Here is a 20,217-nt window from a genome sequence, read left to right as displayed (position 1 = left end):
TGTACAATCCTAACTTTCTCGATCTCAACGTTTCACGCGTTTCGTTTCAACCATGCAGCTCGTTATACTTTTTAGCCAGATGTACTTTAAGGATACTCATTGACACAGTTTCAAACCGCCACTTGGCAAGAAAAAAATAAAACGCAGCAAGCGAGCTGGCAATCAGAAGCAAACTTGGCGGTGCCTAAGCATATTGTCATTGCCAATGATGAAACCAAAGCCGATGAAGCCTATAAGCTAGCTTGCGAAGGTACTGCATTGCTGTACCGTGGCGATTTTCAAAATGCAAAACAATTACTGCAAGCCATTACACGCCGTGTCGATCGCAAGCCGATTAAGCCGACAGATAATCTGACCGAGGCATTTCACCAACATCGTGCTAGGCAAATTCAACGGGCCAACATCACCAATAAAATACTCATTGAGTTGCAGCATGTGAAGTGCGACTTAAATCGTGCGCCTCATGTAAAAGAAGCAGTATTAGGCGCATTGGTGCTGGATGAAAAGCGCGATAAACCGCCAGTCTCATTATTGCTTTCTTTAAGAGAGTTACTGGGTATGATAGGTGCACACGAGTGGCGCAAAAAAGGGGTGTATATCGATGCCTTGCAAGCCAACGTGCATGCGCACTATGGCGTGTATTCACCCGTACGTGGTGAGTATTTGGAATTGATTAATCAAGCACCACTCAATAACCCAGCAGTCGCTTTCGATATTGGTACAGGTACAGGCGTGATTGCTGCCATTTTGGTGAGTCGTGGTATTAAACAAGTGCTTGCTACCGATAATAGTGAACGTGCGCTGCGCTGCGCCACTGAGAACATTCAACAGTTAGGCTTGGCGCAATATATCAGTGTTCAGCAGGCAGATATGTTCCCAGAAGGAAAAGCCGATTTGATAGTGTGTAATCCGCCATGGATTCCAGCGAAAGCCAATGCACCTATAGAACATGCTATTTATGATCCGAATAGTGCCATGCTGAAAGCGTATTTGGCAGGCGTTAAAGCGCACCTTAATGCAGATGGCGAAGCTTGGTTAGTGATGTCCGATTTGGCAGAGCATTTAGGGTTGCGTGCGCCAGACGCCTTGCAACAATGGATCGCTGATGCTGGGCTGACTATTGTAGAGCAGCTTAGCATTGCGCCTAAACATGCAAAAGCGAGCGATCAGTCTGATCCTTTATATCCGGCACGTTCAAAAGAAGTGACATCGCTGTATCGGCTGAAATAAAAGTCTAAAACAGATTCCAATCTTTAATGGTTTTGGCTTCATCAAAGCTCAAGCTGTACTTTGCCTGTAGTTTGCCGGCAACCCTATCTTTTTTGCCAGATAACACCCATAAACGATTGCCGGCTAGTTTGCCGACAGTCGTTTTTGTTTTGCCTTTTACTTGCATCAAGTAGCCAAAGACTGTGTAACGACCCATTGCATGTTCCTTTGTTCTTATTGATGTGATCATTAAACCGGGTTTTTTTCAGGCCAAATATGGTCGTTTTTCCTAAATTGCTATCAGAAGTTTCCTACACATTCTGACAGCCATGATTCAAAACAGTGATTTTAGAACGAAGAAGCAGGCACTTTAAGCTAAAATGCCAGTGATATTAATTGGCACTATTTTTTGGAAGAACCCCAATGAGTTTAGGTCCCGTCATGTTAGATGTAGTCGGCACAGCATTAACTGCCGATGACATTCGTCGTTTACAGCACCCACTAGTCGGCGGTGTGATTTTATTTGCACGTAACTTTGTGGATTGCGAGCAGTTAAAAGCGCTGACTGCTAGCATTCATGCAGTAAGACAGCCTCCTTTGTTGATTGCAGTGGATCACGAAGGTGGCCGAGTGCAACGCTTTAGAGAAGGCTTTACCAAGATTCCACCCATGCGTGAGTTTGGCCATATTTGGGATGAGAGCCCTAAAAGAGCACGTGAACTAGCGACAGAAGCAGGTTTTGTACTGGCAGCAGAGTTGCGTGCGCATGGCATCGATTTTAGTTTTACGCCCGTGCTAGACATGGATTATGGCGATAGTCTGGTGATTGGCAATCGAGCCTTTCATCGTGACCCGCAAGCCATAAATGAACTGGCATTCAGCCTAATGCAAGGGCTGAAAAAAGGCGGTATGGCGGCCGTGGGTAAACATTTTCCGGGGCATGGCTTTGTGGTGGCTGATTCACATGTCAGCATTCCGATTGATGAGCGCGAGTTTGACCAAATTGCGCAAAATGATATGCAACCATTTAGACAAATGATTGATGAAGGCTTAGCTGCGATTATGCCTGCGCATGTTATTTATCCCAAAGTAGACGACAAGCCTGCTGGCTTTTCAAGCAAGTGGTTACAAAAAGTGTTGCGTGAGCGTTTAGGCTTCAATGGTGTGATATTCAGCGATGACCTCAGTATGGAAGGCGCGACAGTAGGTGGCGATGTCACCACCCGCAGCTTGGCTGCGTTAAATGCAGGTTGCGATATGGTGTTGTTATGCAATAAGCCTGATTTAGCCGATGAGCTATTGAACAACTTAGTATGGAAAATGCCTGCACAGAGTACCGCGCGCCTAGCGCGTATGCATGGTGCGCATCATCCACAGAGTATGACGCAATTACGTGAAGGCAATGCGTATGTGGATGCGGTAAAACGCGTAGCGATGGTAGGGAAAAAAGAAGGCGATCTCTTTGCCTAGTATTTCAATATCATTGATATTGAATGGCATATGCGCAAAAAATTCACTTGAAACTTTTTGCTAATGCCGTTATCTTAAATGTGTTGCCATTTGGCAATTTATGAACAAAGGAAAAAAGTAATGTCAGACAATATGCAAGTATTAGGTCGCGAGGGTAGTTTATCCACAACGCAAAATAAAGTGTTGCGCAACACATATGCTTTGCTTGGCTTAACCATGATTCCAACCGTGATTGGTGCATTCATCGGTATGGGTATCAATTTCAGTATTATTGCGCAGCACCCATTTATGGCGTTTGGTGCGTTTATGTTAGTGACCATTGGTATGCAAATGGCCATTACCGCAAACCGTAACAATAGCTTAGGCATTGTACTGTTGCTAGGTTACACATTCTTATTGGGCGTGATGTTAGGCCCACTGTTACAACACGCCTTACATTTGCGTAATGGCGCTCAGTTGGTAGGCTTGGCCGCAGGCGGTACGGGCTTAATCTTTTTAACCATGGCGGGTATTGCAACTACGACTAAGCGTGACTTGAGCAACATGGGCAAGTTCTTGATGATTGGTATGGTGTTGGCTTTGGTGGCTATTGTGGCCAATATGTTCTTCCAAATTCCAGCCTTATCATTAGCTATCTCAGGCGTGGTGATTTTGATTTCATCTGGCTTTATTTTGTATGAAGTGAACAATATCGTGCGCGGTGGTGAAGCCAACTATGTGATGGCAACGTTGTCTCTGTACATCAGCATCTACAACATTTTTGCTAACTTGCTGAGCATTTTGATGTCATTTGGTAATAACGACTAAGCAATCTGTGAGTAAAAAACCCGCCACGGCGGGTTTTTTTATTACAATTCTCTCTGTGGATAATGCTGTATAGAGGATGGTTGGTTTCTGAATAAGAGCGCAGTTGTCGGACTATATATCTAATAGTCATATGTCACCAAAATGTCATGTAAGTGTCATATTGGCGGTTCAAAATGCTGGTCATCCATTTGCTTCAAATCACATTGCTTATAAGGACGGAAGATGATGATCAAACACTTGTTTAAACTAGCACTGCTACCATTGGCAATAGGCCAAGCCATGGCTGCGCATGGCCAAAACCCAGCAGACCAAGCCAGCCAAAACGAACAGGACTCCCCTTCATTTGTTTCACGCTTCATCAATGACGACGCGCCATTCCGGATGGATTTTAATCTGGGTGACCATCCGGCTTATGCACAAGTCTATGGCATTCTGGATGTGGCGCGTGTCAGTATCAACCATTCGCTGCCAGAGAACTACGAGCTACCCAATAATTTTTACCCTTACTCCGGTGCTAAAGTGACGGACCGAGTGACTTCTAGAACCGAATGGGTGAATGGCGGCTTGCAAGCTTCGCGCCTTGGCTTGCGTGGCGAAGTGGCTAAACTTCAGATGTTGGAACATGACTTTAAATTCGTGTATCAATTTGAAGCTGGGTTTAACCCGATTGATATGAAACTCCACGATGCCGCGCAAACACTGGCGGATAACTCTGGTGCCAACGCTAATTCCAGTGTAAATGCAGACTCTTCCATGAACGGCGAGCTGTTTGCACGGCAAGCTTGGGTAGGCGTAGACGGTGGTGCATTGGGTCGAGTGTCATACGGTACCCAGTACAATCCATTCTTTGAAATTACTGCGGCATATGACCCCAACAGTAAAGCGGATACATTTTCACCATTGGGCGAAAGCGGCACGATTGGCGGCGGCGGTGGGATTTCTGAAAATTCACGCATGAAAAACTCAGTTAAGTACGGCAATACTTATGAAATTGAGGGGCATGGCAAAGTCAACTATGCTGGGATGTATCAGTTTGGCAATGCTGAAGGTACGTCAGAAGGTTACGGCTATACCGCGCAATTAGGGTATGAGAACAGTCTGTTTGGTGTGCAGTTTGCCTACGATCGTTTTGACGATGCAGTAAAAGCGGGTAACGCGGCTCCTGGCAATCCATTAGCAAACGACACGATTTCTGCAGCACTTTACAACACAGAGGCGACTTTGCTTACCTTGAAATGGACGCCGACCAAAGATATCAAAGTCATGGGTGGTTGGGAGTGGTATCGCTTAAAGCCGTCTTCAGATGCATCTATCAAATACAACAAACTATTTGATCAAACCGTGTTTGGTGGTGTGGTCACTTCTGCGCTGAAACCCGGCTATCAACAAGACAATAATGTCTATTATATCGGTGCCAGCTTCGACTTTTCTCAACGTGTGCCAGTCTTGGCGGGATTATCCACTTCAGCAGGTTTTTACGAAACCAAATTTGATGCTATTGAGGGTCCGACCGTTTCAACCAATTCCGAAGGTAAAATCGACACTTGGACTATGGTGGCTGATTACCGCTTTAACAAACGCTTTGACACCTATGTGGCTTATACCAATAACCACTTCTCCGGTGATAAATTCCCAATTGCCAGTTTCTATCACGATGTAAGCAGCGTAGGGGCGGGCATGCGCATGAAGTTTTAAGCCATCAATCAAACAATAAAAAAGACTCAATTTACTTGAGTCTTTTTTATTGGCGATACGCTTTTAGCGTAACACAGCAAGCTTCAGGCAAGATGTGTCTGCCAGCATCACTACAACAATCAGTGAAGGATTATTTACTACCCCTTCTTTTTTTAAAGAAATCACTTAATAATTGCCCGCATTCAATCGATTCCACGCCACTCGTCACTTCGCAATGATGGTTTAATTTAGGCTCGCCCATCAAATCCACCACACTGCCACATGCGCCAGTTTTGGGGTCGGCCGCGCCATACACTAGCCGAGCAATACGCGCATGTTGAATCGCGCCGGCACACATGGCGCAAGGCTCCAGTGTTACATATAGGGTGCAATCCACTAGCCGATAGTTGTTAAGATGTTGGGCTGCATCTCGTAACGCAATGATTTCAGCATGGGCACTGGGGTCATGATTGCCGATGGGCGCATTGCTACCACGGCCAATGATGACGCCATCCTTTACGACGATCGCGCCTACTGGGACTTCTTGCTTTTCAGCAGCAGCTTCGGCCAACAAGATGGCTTGCTGCATAAATAAGGTGTCACTCATGCTGATTATTAGGCTGCCTGTCTGCCCAACGCACCAGTACATAGACAAGGCCGATGACAAATGCGCCGCCCAGCCAAATACCAATTTCTTGATAGGTTGGCGAGGCGTCTTGTACGGGGATCACAATCAGTTTGCGTAAAAACATGACCAACACCACTTCGATAAATGTTTCGACTAGTAATTTATGACCGCGTAAGTAGCGGATTTCAGCGGAAATCAGCGCTGATACGGCCCACAGCAACATCAGTGTGCCAAGGGCATGTAAAAAGCCATGCACTAGGTTGTGTGCATATGCGGCTTCTTTGACATCAATAAAGAACAACCAAGTAAACATCAAAATAGAGATGGCAAGCGCCAGCCCAATAATGACGTGAGCAAAGCCATTGAGCCAAAGCATGGCTTTAATTGCCATGTTGTTGAGCGGTGCGAATTCTTCTGGTAATTGGTCTTGCGACATGAAGTGTCCTCAAAGAGTGAATGTATATTTTGGCATTACATCAGCAGTTCATCTAGTGTTAATTGCGCTAGTCGTTTCAACATCCATTGTTGTGCTTTACCCATACTGCTGTTTCGTTGGATAGACCACGCTAAAAAAGTAGGGGCCAAGGTTTTGGCTTCGGCGACTTCTTTAATGATCAGTTTCCCTTGGTCGGCATAGTGCTGCGCCATTTTGATGGGAAGGTAGCCTACACCCAACCCAGCTAATTGCGCTTGTAGCTTACCCTGCATGTCAGATACCGTGAGCACATCTTGCCCAGACAAAATACCAGAAGTGCGTGGGGGTAAGTTACGAGAGCTATCAGCGGCGGCTACCGCACGGTATTGAATAATGTCTTGGTTATTGAGTGGCTCTGGCAGTAATGCGAGCGGGTGATGCGGCGCAACTGCAAACACAAACTCTAATTGCCCTAGCAAACTGGTGCTAAAGCCACCACCTGGGGGGGCTTCACCAGGGGCGCCGATTGAAATATCAGCACGACCAGAAATGAGCGCATCCCAGCTCCCACCAAATACCTCACGCATGACTTTAATGCGAGTGCCAAAGCCTTGTGCATAAAAGTCCTGCAAAATATTAAACAAAGCTTCGTTGCTGAATAAATCACTGATGGCAATCCCAATATCGGTTTCAACCCCAGTGGCCACACGTTTGACGCGGGATTCAAGCGCATGGGCTGCATCCAATAAATAGCGTCCTTCTTTAAGTAGCTCAGCACCGGCTTCGGTTAAGTTGGCGCGATGACCGCTGCGATCAAAAATCGCCACGCCGAGATCTTCTTCTAACTTGCGTATGGTATAGGTGACGGCTGACGGTACGCGGTACAACGATTCAGCCGCTGCAGCAAAGCTGCCTTTGCGGGCAATCGCATCAATTACTTCTAACGCGTCTATGGATAATTTGAGCATGCAATCATTTCAATCAAAGGCTTGTTCATATTTTTTGAATAACTTGGGCAAAATAATTCGCTATTCATAAGTTTTTTCTATAGATATCATGCATCAATCAATTCAATCCTATTGAATAAGAAAGGTTGAGCAAGACTATATGATAACCGTTAGAAAATCACAAGACCGCGGCCATGCTAATCATGGTTGGTTGGATAGCTATCATTCATTCTCGTTTGCAGAATATTTTGATCCTGCGCATATGCAGTACTCTGTATTACGCGTGATCAATGAAGATAAAGTGGCCGGTGGCATGGGGTTTGGCATGCACCCACACCGCGATATGGAAATCATTACCTATATGTTGGCAGGTGAGTTAAAGCATCAAGATAGCATGGGTAACGGCTCAGTGATTCGCGCTGGTGATGTGCAACGCATGACAGCCGGCACAGGTATTCGCCATAGTGAAGTCAATGCCTCCGCCCAAGATCAAGCGCACTTGCTGCAAATTTGGCTGATACCGGCGCAAAATGGGTTGCCACCAAGTTATCAAGATCAGAGCATTCCTGCAGAGAAAAAGCTTAACCGTTGGTGTTTGGTGGCGTCACCCGATGCACGTGAACATTCATTAATGATTCATCAAGATGTGGAATTATGGGCAACAGTATTGCAAGCAGGCAATGCACTCAACTATGCCATTCAGGCAGAGCGTTGTGCTTACTTGCATGTGGCAAGAGGGCAGTTAACGCTGAATGGACAAGTGCTCTCTACAGGCGACGCGGTGATGCTGGATGCGAAACAAGCAATTGAAATTCAAGCGCAGCAAGAAAGTGAAGTATTGCTATTTGATTTACCAGAGTTGCAGACTTAAGAGATTTTTCAGGCTAGGCGACCGGGGTTCGAATCCCCGTGGGGACGCCAGTTAATCACAGAATTAAAAACCAAAGAGTTAATTTTATATTTTTATGGAGAACAAAATGACAACAGTAGCAGTGGTGTATCACAGTGGTTATGGGCATACCGGGGCGCAAGCGCAAGCCGTTGCGCGTGGTGTAGCTAAGGTGGAAGGCGTGACGGTACATTTGCTCAATGCGGAAGAAGCACAACAGCAATGGGAACTTTTAAAGGCTGCGGATGCCATTGTGTTTGGTAGCCCGACTTATATGGGTTCTGCTTCCGCGCAATTCAAAGCGTTTATGGATGCGAGTTCTAAAGCTTGGTATACCAGAGATTGGAAAGACAAAATCGCAGCAGGTTTCACCACCTCTGCCAGCCAAAGCGGCGATAAGCTGAATACGCTAGTGCAGTTGGCAGTGTTTGCGGCACAGCACGGCATGATTTGGGTTGGGCAGGATTTGTTGCCGGGTAACAATAACAGCAAAGGTTCTGTGAACGATTTGAATCGTCTGGGCAGTTTTTTAGGCGCAATGGCACAAGCCAATGCCGATGAAGGTGCTGATGTGGCGCCGATACAAAGTGATTTGCTCACCGCAGAGCACTTGGGTGAGCGTGTTGCGACCATCACTAAGAAAATGTACGGCTAAAAATATCTAATTAATTAAAATAATAGGAGCAAATAATATGAGGAATTTAAGTATGAAGAAATTATTAGTGGCACTCAGTATTGCATCGGGTTTTGCATTAACCGCCAATGCGTATGCAGCTACAGAGACTTACAATATTGATGCAGGTCACAGCTTTGCCAATTTCAGTATTCGCCATGTGGTATCAAAAACGTCCGGCAGCTTTAGTGATGTACAAGGCGTGGTCAAAATTGACCGCGAACAACTGGCGAACTCCAGTGTCAATGCAAAAATCAGCGTAGCGAGCATCAGCACCAGAAACGCTAAGCGTGATGAGCACATTCAAAAGCCAGAATATCTGGATGCGGTAAAGTTTGGTGAAATCACCTTCGTTAGTAGCAAGGTGGAAGCCAAAAGCGCCACAGAAGGTGTTATGACAGGGCAGTTTACTTTACACGGTGTTACAAAAGAGATTGCCATCCCTTTCAAAGTGCTGGGTTTTGGCGCAGACCCTTGGGGTGGCCAACGCACTGGGTTTGAAGCACATACCACTATCAAGGCTTCAGACTACGGCTTTACTTGGATGCAAAAAGCGAATAGCCCAGTGGGTGATGACATTGAAATCACTTTGTTAATTGAGGGTGTAAAAGCTAAGTAATCAGCTGTCGGTGATTTATGAACTTAAACACTCCATTTTGATAGTAAAGGGTTTCTATGAGTAAAGATTTATTTTCTCCTGTTGTACTAGGCAGCATTTCTCTCAAAAATCGCATCGTCATGGCACCATTGACGCGTAATCGTGCCGGTGAGGGCGGTGTGCCGCAAGCCATTAACGCTACTTATTATGCGCAGCGTGCTTCGGCCGGTTTGATTGTGACGGAGGCGACGCCTATTTCTGCCATGGGGCATGGCTATCCTGCATTGCCGGGGATTTACACGGATGCCCAAGTGGCAGGCTGGAAAAAGGTCACGGATGCCGTGCATGCTAAAGGCGGCAAGATTGTGATCCAGTTGTGGCACGTCGGGCGTATTTCTCACCCAAGTCTATTGCCTAATCAAGCGTTGCCAGTAGCGCCTTCTGCCATCAAGCCTGCTGGTCAGGCGTTTACTTACCAAGGGTTGGTCGATTATGTAGAGCCGCGTGCACTGGATGTCTCTGAACTGCCTGCCATTGTGCAAGACTATGTGCATGCCACTAAGAGTGCGATTGCAGCTGGGTTTGATGGCGTAGAGATTCATGCAGCCAATGGCTACCTGCTTGATCAGTTTTTGCGTGATGGTACAAACCACCGCACTGACCAGTACGGTGGCAGCATTGAAAATCGTGCGCGATTGTTGCTGGAAGTCACGCAAGCAGTCGTGAATGTCATCGGCGCCGATAAAGTGGGTGTGCGCGTATCTCCGGTTAATCCGTTTAACGATATGAACGATAGCAATCCGCAAGCGGTGTTTAATTATGTTGCTAATGCACTCAACCAGTTTAACTTGGCGTATTTACATGCGGTGGAAGGTGGGATTCACGGTGGAGGCAAAGCGGATCCATTTGATTTTTCTGTGTTTCGCAAGCAATTTAAGGGCGCTTATATGGCGAATCTAGGTTACGACAAAAAACGCGGTAATCAGGCAGTTGCCAGCGGACATGCCGATGTTGTGGCTTATGGTGTGCCGTATATTGCCAATCCGGATCTAGTGGAGCGCTTTCAACAAGATGCGCCACTTAATGAAGCAGACAGTAATACATTTTATGGCGGTGCAGAGCAGGGCTATACAGATTACCCTGCATTGCATGGCTAACTTTCGTTAGCGTGTTACACCATAGCTGGCCCCTGCCATGATGGATAGGGGCTTTTCATTATAAAAGTCTGGAAAAATGCTATTGCTGCATGGTAAGGCAAAGCGTAAAATTCGGGCTGCTTATCGTTTATTGGTCACGTCCATTGTCAGTTCACTCTCATCAGTCCACGCCACAAAAAATCGTCATTGCCAACTGGAAAATGCATGGCAGCCTTAAACAAAACGAGCAGCTACTACGTGGTTATCTGGCTGAGCTTTCAACACTCAAACATACACAAGTAGTGGTGTGTGTGCCTTATCCCTATTTAGCACAAGCGCAGCAGCTACTGAGTAGTACCCCTATTGCTTGGGGTGCGCAAAACATGGGCAAGTTTGAGCGTGGCGCATACACGGGTGAAGTAAGTGCAGAGATGCTGTTGGATTTTGGCGTGCAATATGTGATTCTTGGGCATTCCGAACGTAGTACTGCTTATTGCGAATCGGATGAGAATATTGCGGACAAGTTTATGACAGCCAAACAGCACGGTCTAACGCCTGTGTTATGTGTGGGGGAGACCTTGATTGAGCGTGAGGCTGGCGTGATGGAAATGGTGGTCGGGAAGCAATTGGACACCATCATTCGTCAATTTGGTGCAGGTGTGTTTGCGCATACGATTATTTCCTACGAGCCCATTTGGGCGATTGGCACAGGCTTGGCAGCGACGCCAGAACAAGCAAAGACAATGCATGCCTTTATCCGATATAAGCTTTTGCAATCGGATGCAAGCATCGAAAACACCCTAAAAATACTGTACGGGGGAAGCGTAAATCCACAAAATGCGGTACAATTATTCTCTGTGAACGGCATTGATGGGGGCTTGGTAGGTAAGTGCTCTCTTCAAGCGCAAGACTTTGTCAAAATATGTCAGGCAGCAGAGGATGTTAGTGAGGCGATGGCTGAGCAATCCTTGCTGTAAATCTAGAAAAAATACTATGGAAAAAATTATATTGGTTGTGCATATCCTTGCTGCCGCTGCAGTGATCGGATTGGTGCTGCTTCAGCACGGTAAGGGTGCGGATATGGGCGCAGCATTTGGTAGCGGCGCATCTGGTAGCCTCTTCGGCGTGTCAGGTTCCTCAAATGTGTTAAGTAAGTTGACGGCTGTGTTTGTGGCTATTTTCTTTGTGACCAGTCTAACTTTGGCCTTCTTGGCGAGTCATCGTACTGGTAATGGTAGCGTAGTGAAAGCAACTACAGCGCCAGCAATACAGGTAAGTCCACTGCCAGCGGCGGATACCCCTAGTGTGCCTGCGCCACAAGCGCCAGCAAAAGGAAACGCTGCTAAGGATATTCCAAACTAACTAAAAGGTATGTGTTGTAATTGCCGTCGTGGTGAAATTGGTAGACACGCTATCTTGAGGGGGTAGTGACGAAAGTCATGCGAGTTCGAGTCTCGCCGACGGCACCAGCAGTATTTAAGTAATAGCGTAAGTGAATAGTCTGCAGTATGGATGCGTAAGCATTCACCCAAAAAATGTAATGATTGATGTAAATTAGCTTAGGGCTGACCAGTGCTAGAAAACTATTTTCCTATTTTGATGTTTATTTTGGTTGGTTTGGGTGTTGGCTTGGGTCCGCTAATCCTTGGTAAATTGGTCTCTCCTCACCGACCAGATTCAGAAAAAAACTCCCCCTACGAATGTGGTTTTGAAGCGTTTGAAGATGCGCGTATGAAGTTTGATGTGCGTTACTATCTGGTCGCTATCTTATTTATCCTATTTGATTTGGAAATTGCATTTTTATTCCCATGGGCAGTGGTCATTCAAGAGATTGGCCTGGCCGGTTTTTGGGCAATGATGCTCTTTTTGTTTGTGCTGGTGGTTGGCTTTATTTACGAGTGGATGAAAGGTGCGCTAGAGTGGGATTGAGTCATCACAAGGTGGGCGTATGAGTATTGAAGGCGTCTTAGAAAAAGGCTTTGTGACGACCACGCTCGATACGGTCATCAATTACACGCGCACTGGGTCTATGTGGCCAATGACGTTTGGTTTGGCATGCTGTGCAGTGGAAATGATGCACGCTGGCGCCTCTCGTTATGATTTGGATCGTTTCGGTATTGTGTTTCGTCCTAGTCCGCGTCAGTCAGATGTCATGATTGTGGCGGGTACCTTGGTCAATAAAATGGCACCGGCCTTGCGTAAGGTGTATGACCAAATGGCAGAGCCGCGCTGGGTGATTTCCATGGGCAGTTGCGCCAATGGCGGTGGCTACTACCATTATTCCTATTCTGTAGTGCGTGGTTGTGACCGTATTGTGCCGGTGGATGTCTATGTGCCGGGTTGTCCGCCCACTGCCGAAGCTTTGCTTTACGGCATTATTCAGTTGCAAAAGAAAATTAAAAGAACCAATACTATTGCTCGATAAATCTGCCTATTGGATAACCCTTATTCATGTCTGCCAAATTAGAACAACTCTCTGCACAAATTAAACTTGCCCTTGGTGATGTATTGACCAAGCACACGGTTGCGCAAGGGGAAATTACCATTGAAGTGAAGTGTACGGATATGATCGCCGCCTGTTACAAGTTGCGCGAGCATGCTGAATTGAAATTCGAGCAGTTAATTGACCTCTGTGGTGTCGACTATTCCGAGTATGGGGATGGGCAGTGGCAGGGTGCGCGCTTTGCTGTAGTGCTGCATTTGCTTTCAGTCTCTCTCAATCAGCGTGTACGTGTGCGTGTATTTGCTGCAGATGACGATTTTCCTGTTTTCACCACCCTGATTGATGTTTGGCCGGTCGCCAACTGGTTTGAGCGCGAGGCGTTTGATTTATATGGCATGATGTTTGAGAACCATCCGGACTTACGTCGATTGCTGACAGATTATGGCTTTGTCGGTCATCCGTTCCGTAAAGATTTCCCCATGATAGGCAACGTTGAAATGCGTTATGACCCAGTGCAGCAGCGTGTGGTGTATCAACCGGTATCCATCGAGTTGCGCAATAATGTGCCGCGTGTGATTCGCGACGAAGGATTCCATCATGGCTGAGATTCGTAATTACACCATGAACTTTGGGCCGCAACATCCTGCCGCACATGGCGTGTTGCGATTGGTATTGGAGTTGGATGGCGAAGTGATTCAGCGTGCTGATCCACATATTGGCTTGTTACACCGCGCCACAGAAAAGCTGGCCGAAAATCGTACCTATTTGCAAAGCGTACCATATATGGACCGCTTGGATTATGTGTCGATGATGGCGAACGAGCATGCTTATGTGATGGCAATCGAGAAAATGCTGGGCCTTGAAGTACCTATCCGTGCGCAGTATATCCGTGTGATGTTTGATGAAATCACGCGTGTGCTCAATCACTTATTATGGTTGGGTGCGCATGCATTGGATGTTGGTGCTATGACCGTATTCTTATATGCTTTCCGTGAGCGTGAAGATTTATTTGATGTGTATGAAGCTGTTTCTGGTGCACGTATGCATGCCGCTTATTACCGTCCGGGTGGCGTATATCGCGATTTACCTAATAAAATGCCTCAGCATGAAACAACTAAGTTTAGAAGTGCCGATGAAATCAAAAAACTCAATGAAAATCGCCAAGGTTCAGTATTGGACTTTATTGAGGATTTTACCAACCGTTTCCCCGCTTATGTAGATGAGTATGAAACACTGCTGACGGACAACCGTATATGGAAGCAACGTACCGTCGGTATTGGCGTGGTGACGCCTGAGCGCGCATTGGCGCTTGGCATGACGGGCCCGATGTTACGTGGCTCTGGTATTGCTTGGGATTTACGTAAAAAACAGCCTTATGAAGTCTATGCTGATTTAGATTTTGATATTCCGATTGGTGTGAATGGCGATTGTTATGACCGTTATTTGGTGCGAATTGAGGAGTTTAGACAATCCAATCGCATTATCAAGCAATGTGTCGATTGGTTACGTAAGCATCCCGGCCCTGTCATTACGGACGACAATAAAGTAGCGCCACCTAACCGTGAAGGCATGAAAACCAACATGGAAGATATGATTCATCACTTTAAGCTGTTTACCGAAGGCTTTCATGTGCCGGCCAGCGAAGCGTATGCCGCGGTGGAGCATCCAAAAGGTGAGTTTGGTATTTACATGATTTCCGATGGCGCGAACAAGCCTTATCGTTTAAAAATACGCGCACCAGGTTTCCCGCATCTTGCTGCGCTAGATGAAATGACAAGAGGTCACATGATTGCAGATTTGGTGGCGATTATTGGTACGCAAGATATTGTGTTTGGTGAGATAGACCGATGAAAAAGCAAACTTTCGTCACAATACTGCGTGGCTTCACAAAAAAATCTGCTTACATAGTTGGTCTATGCGGCGCAAATTTTTTTGCTGTGCTACTCGTCTTGTTTAGAAACTTTACTTTTTCAAGTGATATGAGAAAAAGATTTTCTTTGCGCTTCGATGTCTCTGTGGTGAGTTAATAAAGATTATGTTAAGTAAAGAAGCTATTCAAAAAATAGAGTATGAACTGACCAAGTACCCTGCCGATCAGCGTCGAGCAGCGGTGATGTCAGCCCTGCGTATTGTGCAAACAGAGCGTGGCTGGCTATCTAAAGAGAGTATTACTGAGGTGGCAACATACTTACGTATCCCGGAAATTGCGGCGATGGAAGTGGCTACTTTTTACAATATGTATGAGTTGTCTCCCGTAGGCAAATACAAAATTACGGTGTGTACCAATATTTCTTGCATGTTGCGTGAGGCTGATGTCATCGTAGACCATCTTCAAGAAAAGCTTGGTATTGGCTTTAATGAAGTCACTGCTGATGGTAAGTTTTGCTTAAAAGAAGGTGAGTGTATGGGTTGTTGTGGCGGCGCACCGTTGCTGCATGTCAATAATACGCAGATGCATGAGTTTTTAACGCCAGAAAAAGTGGATGAGATTTTGAAGGAGCTTCCATAATGGCTGCGTTAAAGAAAGCAACAGCGAAGCCTGTGATGACGGATTTAAAAGGCCAGACATTACTCACACTGCGCACACTTACAGAGAAAAATCCGGCATCGCTAGAAACCTATGAAAAACTAGGTGGCTATGCACAGTTAAAACGCCTGGTGACCGAGAAGGTAAAAGCCACAGACATAATCAGTCAAATCAAAATCTCCAATTTGCGTGGTCGAGGCGGTGCTGGCTTTCCAACAGGACTCAAGTGGAGCTTTATGCCGCGTTACTACGACGGCACCAAATATTTGGTCTGCAATACAGATGAAGGCGAGCCAGGTACATTTAAAGACCGCGATATTATCCGCTATAACCCACATCAGCTAATTGAAGGCATGGCGATTGCCGCTTATACGTTAGGCGCGCGCGTAGGGTATAACTATATCCACGGTGAAATTTGGCAAGATTATGAGTCATTTGAACTGGCTCTGGCTGAAGCACGTAAAGCTGGCTACATTGGCGAAAATTTATTTGGCTCTAATTTCAGCTTTGATTTATATGCGGTGCATGGCTATGGCGCTTACATTTGTGGTGAAGAGACTGCGCTGATTGAATCAATCGAGGGTAAAAAAGGCCAGCCGCGCTTTAAGCCACCATTCCCAGCCAGCTATGGTGTGTTTGGTAAACCTACCAATGTCAACAATACAGAGAGTTATGCTTCTATCCCTTGGATATTGCAACACGGCGGCCAAGCCTTTGCTGATTTGGGGGTGCGGAATTCAGGCGGTACTAAGTTATTCTCAGTGTCTGGCCACGTAGAAAAGCCAGGCAATTACGAAGTTAAAATGGGTACACCATTTGCTGACTTGCTAGCAATGACCGGTGGTGTTTGGAAAGGCCGTCAGTTAAAAGCGGTGATTCCGGGTGGGCCCTCTACTGCGGTGATGCCTGCCAGTGCGATAGTGGATGCGACCATGGACTATGATGGCTTGAGTAAAGCCGGTTCCAGCTTAGGCGCAGGTTCCATGATTGTCATGGACGAGACGACCTGTATGGTCAAAGCGTTAAAACGCCTGAGCTATTTCTTTTATGAAGAAAGTTGCGGGCAATGCACGCCATGTCGTGAGGGCACAGGTTGGGTATACCGCGTCATCTCACGTATTGTCGATGGCAAAGGTAAGATGGAAGATTTAGACTTGCTGACCGACGTGAGCAATAATATCTCTGGGCGCACTATTTGTGCGTTGGGGGATGCAGCAGCAACGCCTGTGCTGAGTTTTATTAAACACTTTAGACCAGAGTTTGAATACTATATTCAGCATGGCAAAAGCATGGTTGACGGTAAGTAATCGCGACGAGATAAACAATACGGTATCTACATGTTAAATATTGAAATAGACGGCAAACCATTAGAAGTCGAACACGGCAGCACGATTATCGATGCTGCTGATAAAGTGGGTATTGCGATTCCGCGTTTTTGTTATCACAAAAAACTATCGGTCGCAGCCAACTGCCGTATGTGCCTAGTGCAAGTTGAAAAATTTAATAAGCCTCTGCCAGCTTGCGCCACACCAGTGGCCGATGGGATGAAAATTTACACGCGCAGTAAAGCCGCGGTGGAAGCACAGCAGAGCGTGATGGAGTTTTTGCTGATTAATCACCCATTGGATTGTCCAATTTGTGACCAAGGTGGCGAATGCGATTTGCAAGATATTGCAGTGGCCTATGGTGCCAGTGGCTCACGTTATGCAGAAGAAAAACGCGTGGTGTTCAATAAAAACATTGGGCCGTTAGTCAGTACCGATATGACACGTTGCATTCAATGCACACGCTGCGTTCGCTTCTTGAAAGAAGTGGGTGGCATGCAAGAGCTTGGTTTAGTTGGCCGTGGTGAGCATGCAGAGATTACAGCGTATGTCGACAAATCCGTGAACTCTGAATTGAGTGGCAACATTATTGATTTGTGCCCAGTGGGCGCTTTGACCAGCAAGCCCTTCCGCTATTCTGCCCGTAGTTGGGAACTCACACGCCGCCCATCCATTGCGCCACATGATGGTTTGGGTTCACATATTGAAGTACACGTCAAAGATAATAAGGTCATGCGTGTATTGCCGCGTGAAAAAGAGTCTATTAATGAGTGCTGGTTATCAGATCGTGACCGCTACTCCTATGAAGGTCTCAATAGCCCAGACCGTTTAAAAGTGCCGATGATTAAGCACAACGGACAATGGCAAGAAACCGACTGGAAAACTGCATTAGAGTTTGCTGCAGGCCAGCTCAAAGACATTACCACACAACATGGCGGAGATGCATTAGGCGTATTGGTTTCCCCCAATAGCACGATGGAAGAGGGCTATTTAATTAAGCAACTTGCCAATAGCTTAGGCAGCGGCAATGTGGACTATCGTTTACGCCAGACCGACTTTAGGTTGGATGGCAAACGTGTAGGTACGCCATGGATGGGTTGTAATATTCAAGAGATTGAAGAGCTTGATCGCATTTTATTGATTGGTTCCAATATCCGAAATGAGCACCCATTGCTTGCGCAACGCTTCCGTAAAGCCGTTGCCAATGGCGCCGAGCTTTGTATCGTCAGCCCGCTGGACAATGATCCATTGATGGATATTGCGCATAAAGTGATTGTGCGCCCAAATGATATGGTCAATGTGCTGGGTCAAGTGCTCAAAGCCATGTCTGGCTTACAAAAGCTTTCCTTGTGCCTACCACCATCACTCAATCAATTATTAGAAGAGATTCGTGTACGCCCTAATACACAAGCCATGGCCGAGAGCTTGGCTGGTATCAGCGAAGACTTGGTATTGATTGCACCAAAAGTAGGTATTTTTATCGGCAATATGGGGCTCAGTGACCCACGCTTTACCGAGATGTACAGTATGGCGGAAGCGATTGCTGGTATCTCTGGTGCTAAGGGCGGTATTTTGCCAGCGGCAGCCAATAGTACCGGGATGCATTTGATGGGCGTAATGCCGAGTGCGACAGGAATGCATGCGCGCGCTATGCTAGAGGTGCCACGCAAAGCCTATATGTTGCTCAATATTGAGCCGGAATTGGATTGCCAACATGCCGCCTTAGCCAAAGCCGCCATGGCCAAAGCTGAGTGCGTAGTTGCGTTGACTGCTTATAAATCACAAGCGCTAGAAAATGCAGATATTTTATTGCCAATAGCACCATTTACTGAGACTTCCGGTACGTATATGAGTATGGAAGGGCGTATTCAAAGCTTCCAAGCAGTGACCAAACCATTAGGGGAGTGTCGTCCAGCATGGAAAGTACTACGCGTATTAGCCAATACGTTGGGGCTGGAAGGTTTTGATTTTAATAGCAGTGAAGAAGTGAAAAATAAAATCTTCAATGGCGAGAAACCATCCGCAGTAGCATGGCGCAGTTTGAATAACAACCTAAAAGAGTTGGTTGAAATTCAGGTTAACATCAAAAAAGAAGGCTTGCAGCGCATTGGGGAAGTCCCACAGTACGAGTCAGACCCAATTGTGCGTCGTTCGCCACCGTTGCAAAAAACCAAATACAACATTCGCCCAATGGCTAGAATGTGCGCCGAACAAATGGCGTTACTCGGCTTGGTAGAAGGTGACGTTGTATTGGCAAAACAAGACCGTGGTAGTGCTGTTCTGAAAGTGAAATTAGATCACCATGTGGCTAAAGGTTGCGTACGTGTAGCAGCATCACATGAGCTGACCGTAGGGTTGGGCGATTTGATGGGGGATATCACCCTTGAAAAAACGACGGAAGAACATTACAAGCCTTATGAAACCACGATGATGGAAGCGGTGTCATGATGGCGTTTTTAGCGCAATTTTTTGGTGAGTACTGGCCGTCTGTGCAAACAGTGACTTGGACACTGATTAAAATCGTAGCGATTGTATTGCCGCTGATGATCGCTGTTGCGTACTTAACGTTGGCAGAGCGTAAAGTGATTGGCTATATGCAGGTGCGCATTGGCCCAAACCGGGTAGGCTATTGGGGCTTATTGCAACCACTAGCCGATGGCCTGAAATTATTGTTCAAAGAAATCATTCTGCCAACGGCTTCCAATAAAGGTCTGTTTTTCCTAGGCCCTGTGCTCGCCATTGCACCTGCGTTTGCTGCTTGGGCCGTGGTACCGTTTGATGCCACCATGGTGCTGGCGGATATCGATGCTGGCTTGCTTTACATTCTGGCCATGACTTCAGTAGCCGTATACGGAGTGATTATTGCCGGTTGGGCTTCTAACTCTAAGTATGCATTTTTAGGTTCGTTACGTTCTGCGGCGCAGATTGTTTCTTACGAGATTGCCATGGGCTTTACCTTGGTGGGGGTGCTGATGTGCGCCAACTCCTTGAATCTAGGCAAGATTGTGCTGGGTCAGGCTGGTGGTTTCTGGCATTGGTATTTCATTCCATTGTTCCCGTTGTTTGTGGTGTATTTTATTAGTGCGGTGGCTGAGACCAACCGTGCACCGTTCGACGTGGCTGAGGGTGAGTCTGAGATTGTGGCGGGCTTCCATGTGGAATACTCCGGTATGGCGTTTGCTGTGTTTTTCTTGGCTGAGTATGCCAATATGATTCTGGTATCAATGTTGGCTGCGTTGATGTTCTTAGGTGGTTGGTTGTCACCGGTACCCTTCATTCCAGATAGCTTCTTGTGGCTGCTGGCTAAAGTAGCGTTTTTATTGTTCATGTTCCTGTGGTTCCGTGCAACATTCCCACGTTACCGCTATGACCAAATTATGCGCTTGGGCTGGAAGATTTTTATTCCAATCACATTGGTTTGGATTGTTTTCGTCGGTGCCATGATGCAAACCTCATTAGGTTATTTGTTCCACTAA

22 protein-coding genes and 1 tRNA gene are annotated in these 20,217 nt (G+C 46.4%); 19 read left to right on the top strand and 4 right to left on the bottom strand.

The features are described 5' to 3' along the window. The first annotated feature begins 99 nt into the window (after window positions 1-99). Complete coding sequence (locus tag FG11_RS07065; RefSeq protein ID WP_025224553.1) at window positions 100-1,230, top strand: methyltransferase; 1,131 nt, start codon at window positions 100-102, stop codon at window positions 1,228-1,230. Between the two features lie 4 nt (window positions 1,231-1,234). Here FG11_RS07065 and FG11_RS07060 read toward each other — a convergent pair whose 3' ends face one another. After that, on the bottom strand, window positions 1,235-1,426 hold the full coding sequence (locus tag FG11_RS07060) for a CsbD family protein (protein ID WP_020182370.1): 192 nt from the start codon (window positions 1,424-1,426) through the stop codon (window positions 1,235-1,237). A gap of 206 nt (window positions 1,427-1,632) precedes the next feature. Between FG11_RS07060 and nagZ the strand changes: the two genes are divergently transcribed. The 3 genes from nagZ to FG11_RS07045 all read left to right on the top strand — a co-directional run bounded on the left by nagZ (window position 1,633) and on the right by FG11_RS07045 (window position 5,181). After that, window positions 1,633-2,679, top strand: a complete 1,047-nt coding sequence (nagZ, locus tag FG11_RS07055; RefSeq protein WP_047533983.1) for a beta-N-acetylhexosaminidase — start codon at window positions 1,633-1,635, stop codon at window positions 2,677-2,679. A gap of 120 nt (window positions 2,680-2,799) precedes the next feature. Beyond that, window positions 2,800-3,486 carry a Bax inhibitor-1/YccA family protein gene (locus FG11_RS07050; RefSeq protein ID WP_047533981.1) on the top strand — a complete coding sequence of 229 codons (687 nt, stop codon included), beginning with the start codon at window positions 2,800-2,802 and terminating at the stop codon, window positions 3,484-3,486. Between the two features lie 222 nt (window positions 3,487-3,708). Next, complete coding sequence (locus FG11_RS07045) at window positions 3,709-5,181, top strand: porin (RefSeq protein ID WP_047533979.1); 1,473 nt, start codon at window positions 3,709-3,711, stop codon at window positions 5,179-5,181. 130 nt (window positions 5,182-5,311) lie between these two features. Here FG11_RS07045 and tadA read toward each other — a convergent pair whose 3' ends face one another. The 3 genes from tadA to FG11_RS07030 are packed head-to-tail and all read right to left on the bottom strand — an operon-like array spanning window position 5,312 to window position 7,171. After that, on the bottom strand, window positions 5,312-5,767 hold the full coding sequence (gene tadA / locus FG11_RS07040) for a tRNA adenosine(34) deaminase TadA (RefSeq protein WP_020182366.1): 456 nt from the start codon (window positions 5,765-5,767) through the stop codon (window positions 5,312-5,314). Further along, window positions 5,760-6,224, bottom strand: coding sequence for a phosphate-starvation-inducible PsiE family protein (locus FG11_RS07035; RefSeq protein WP_020182365.1), 465 nt, complete (start codon window positions 6,222-6,224; stop codon window positions 5,760-5,762). Before FG11_RS07035 ends, tadA begins: the two co-directional genes overlap by 8 nt. A 35-nt stretch (window positions 6,225-6,259) precedes the next feature. Beyond that, window positions 6,260-7,171, bottom strand: a complete 912-nt coding sequence (locus tag FG11_RS07030; protein ID WP_025224550.1) for a LysR family transcriptional regulator — start codon at window positions 7,169-7,171, stop codon at window positions 6,260-6,262. A gap of 139 nt (window positions 7,172-7,310) precedes the next feature. Between FG11_RS07030 and FG11_RS07025 the strand changes: the two genes are divergently transcribed. The 15 genes from FG11_RS07025 (at window position 7,311) to nuoH (ending at window position 20,217) form a co-directional block, all read left to right on the top strand. Next, on the top strand, window positions 7,311-8,021 hold the full coding sequence (locus FG11_RS07025) for a pirin family protein (RefSeq protein ID WP_020182363.1): 711 nt from the start codon (window positions 7,311-7,313) through the stop codon (window positions 8,019-8,021). Between the two features lie 106 nt (window positions 8,022-8,127). After that, window positions 8,128-8,694: a flavodoxin family protein gene (locus tag FG11_RS07020; RefSeq protein ID WP_020182362.1), complete on the top strand. Its 567-nt coding sequence runs from the start codon at window positions 8,128-8,130 to the stop codon at window positions 8,692-8,694. A 52-nt stretch (window positions 8,695-8,746) separates the two neighbouring features. Further along, complete coding sequence (locus tag FG11_RS07015; protein ID WP_020182361.1) at window positions 8,747-9,331, top strand: YceI family protein; 585 nt, start codon at window positions 8,747-8,749, stop codon at window positions 9,329-9,331. A gap of 56 nt (window positions 9,332-9,387) precedes the next feature. Next, window positions 9,388-10,467, top strand: a complete 1,080-nt coding sequence (locus tag FG11_RS07010) for an alkene reductase (RefSeq protein WP_047533978.1) — start codon at window positions 9,388-9,390, stop codon at window positions 10,465-10,467. A gap of 89 nt (window positions 10,468-10,556) precedes the next feature. Beyond that, window positions 10,557-11,423: a triose-phosphate isomerase gene (gene tpiA / locus FG11_RS07005; RefSeq protein ID WP_081978191.1), complete on the top strand. Its 867-nt coding sequence runs from the start codon at window positions 10,557-10,559 to the stop codon at window positions 11,421-11,423. A gap of 16 nt (window positions 11,424-11,439) precedes the next feature. After that, window positions 11,440-11,808 (top strand): preprotein translocase subunit SecG, encoded by a 369-nt coding sequence (secG, locus tag FG11_RS07000; protein ID WP_047533975.1) that lies wholly within the window; start codon window positions 11,440-11,442, stop codon window positions 11,806-11,808. Between the two features lie 22 nt (window positions 11,809-11,830). Beyond that, window positions 11,831-11,915 (top strand) — tRNA-Leu (locus FG11_RS06995). Between the two features lie 130 nt (window positions 11,916-12,045). Then, window positions 12,046-12,375 carry an NADH-quinone oxidoreductase subunit A gene (locus FG11_RS06990; RefSeq protein WP_029647559.1) on the top strand — a complete coding sequence of 110 codons (330 nt, stop codon included), beginning with the start codon at window positions 12,046-12,048 and terminating at the stop codon, window positions 12,373-12,375. 19 nt (window positions 12,376-12,394) lie between these two features. After that, the gene (locus FG11_RS06985) at window positions 12,395-12,871 is read left to right on the top strand and encodes a NuoB/complex I 20 kDa subunit family protein (protein WP_020182356.1); all 477 of its coding nucleotides are present in this window, start codon (window positions 12,395-12,397) and stop codon (window positions 12,869-12,871) included. 26 nt (window positions 12,872-12,897) lie between these two features. Continuing rightward, window positions 12,898-13,494 carry an NADH-quinone oxidoreductase subunit C gene (locus FG11_RS06980; protein ID WP_047533973.1) on the top strand — a complete coding sequence of 199 codons (597 nt, stop codon included), beginning with the start codon at window positions 12,898-12,900 and terminating at the stop codon, window positions 13,492-13,494. Continuing rightward, entirely contained in the window at window positions 13,487-14,740 is a 1,254-nt protein-coding gene (locus FG11_RS06975) for an NADH-quinone oxidoreductase subunit D (RefSeq protein ID WP_025224545.1), read from the top strand. Before FG11_RS06980 ends, FG11_RS06975 begins: the two co-directional genes overlap by 8 nt. Window positions 14,741-14,924: 184 nt before the next feature. Further along, window positions 14,925-15,398: an NADH-quinone oxidoreductase subunit NuoE gene (gene nuoE, locus FG11_RS06970; protein ID WP_020182353.1), complete on the top strand. Its 474-nt coding sequence runs from the start codon at window positions 14,925-14,927 to the stop codon at window positions 15,396-15,398. After that, window positions 15,398-16,723, top strand: a complete 1,326-nt coding sequence (gene nuoF, locus FG11_RS06965) for an NADH-quinone oxidoreductase subunit NuoF (protein WP_025224544.1) — start codon at window positions 15,398-15,400, stop codon at window positions 16,721-16,723. The genes nuoE and nuoF overlap by 1 nt, the downstream gene beginning before the upstream one ends. Before the next feature lie 30 nt (window positions 16,724-16,753). Further along, complete coding sequence (gene nuoG / locus FG11_RS06960; RefSeq protein WP_020182351.1) at window positions 16,754-19,189, top strand: NADH-quinone oxidoreductase subunit NuoG; 2,436 nt, start codon at window positions 16,754-16,756, stop codon at window positions 19,187-19,189. After that, window positions 19,189-20,217 (top strand): NADH-quinone oxidoreductase subunit NuoH, encoded by a 1,029-nt coding sequence (nuoH, locus tag FG11_RS06955; protein WP_025224543.1) that lies wholly within the window; start codon window positions 19,189-19,191, stop codon window positions 20,215-20,217. Before nuoG ends, nuoH begins: the two co-directional genes overlap by 1 nt.

The organism is Methylotenera sp. N17 (genome assembly GCF_000799155.1).
Taxonomy (GTDB): domain Bacteria; phylum Pseudomonadota; class Gammaproteobacteria; order Burkholderiales; family Methylophilaceae; genus Methylophilus.
Note: the sequence above shows the minus strand (reverse complement) of the source record. Positions and strands in the feature narration are given on the sequence as shown.

Coding starts and splice junctions, on each gene's coding strand:
- FG11_RS06985 (WP_020182356.1), top strand. CDS start 12,395: ATGAGTATTGAAGGCGTCTTAGAAAAAGGCTTTGTGACGACCACGCTC.
- FG11_RS07010 (WP_047533978.1), top strand. CDS start 9,388: ATGAGTAAAGATTTATTTTCTCCTGTTGTACTAGGCAGCATTTCTCTC.
- FG11_RS07060 (WP_020182370.1), bottom strand. CDS start 1,426: ATGGGTCGTTACACAGTCTTTGGCTACTTGATGCAAGTAAAAGGCAAA.
- FG11_RS07020 (WP_020182362.1), top strand. CDS start 8,128: ATGACAACAGTAGCAGTGGTGTATCACAGTGGTTATGGGCATACCGGG.
- FG11_RS06990 (WP_029647559.1), top strand. CDS start 12,046: ATGTTTATTTTGGTTGGTTTGGGTGTTGGCTTGGGTCCGCTAATCCTT.
- nagZ (WP_047533983.1), top strand. CDS start 1,633: ATGAGTTTAGGTCCCGTCATGTTAGATGTAGTCGGCACAGCATTAACT.
- nuoG (WP_020182351.1), top strand. CDS start 16,754: ATGTTAAATATTGAAATAGACGGCAAACCATTAGAAGTCGAACACGGC.
- nuoE (WP_020182353.1), top strand. CDS start 14,925: ATGTTAAGTAAAGAAGCTATTCAAAAAATAGAGTATGAACTGACCAAG.
- tadA (WP_020182366.1), bottom strand. CDS start 5,767: ATGAGTGACACCTTATTTATGCAGCAAGCCATCTTGTTGGCCGAAGCT.
- FG11_RS07035 (WP_020182365.1), bottom strand. CDS start 6,224: ATGTCGCAAGACCAATTACCAGAAGAATTCGCACCGCTCAACAACATG.
- FG11_RS06980 (WP_047533973.1), top strand. CDS start 12,898: ATGTCTGCCAAATTAGAACAACTCTCTGCACAAATTAAACTTGCCCTT.
- FG11_RS07030 (WP_025224550.1), bottom strand. CDS start 7,171: ATGCTCAAATTATCCATAGACGCGTTAGAAGTAATTGATGCGATTGCC.
- nuoF (WP_025224544.1), top strand. CDS start 15,398: ATGGCTGCGTTAAAGAAAGCAACAGCGAAGCCTGTGATGACGGATTTA.
- FG11_RS07015 (WP_020182361.1), top strand. CDS start 8,747: ATGAAGAAATTATTAGTGGCACTCAGTATTGCATCGGGTTTTGCATTA.
- FG11_RS07025 (WP_020182363.1), top strand. CDS start 7,311: ATGATAACCGTTAGAAAATCACAAGACCGCGGCCATGCTAATCATGGT.
- nuoH (WP_025224543.1), top strand. CDS start 19,189: ATGGCGTTTTTAGCGCAATTTTTTGGTGAGTACTGGCCGTCTGTGCAA.
- FG11_RS07050 (WP_047533981.1), top strand. CDS start 2,800: ATGTCAGACAATATGCAAGTATTAGGTCGCGAGGGTAGTTTATCCACA.
- secG (WP_047533975.1), top strand. CDS start 11,440: ATGGAAAAAATTATATTGGTTGTGCATATCCTTGCTGCCGCTGCAGTG.
- FG11_RS07045 (WP_047533979.1), top strand. CDS start 3,709: ATGATGATCAAACACTTGTTTAAACTAGCACTGCTACCATTGGCAATA.
- tpiA (WP_081978191.1), top strand. CDS start 10,557: ATGGTAAGGCAAAGCGTAAAATTCGGGCTGCTTATCGTTTATTGGTCA.
- FG11_RS06975 (WP_025224545.1), top strand. CDS start 13,487: ATGGCTGAGATTCGTAATTACACCATGAACTTTGGGCCGCAACATCCT.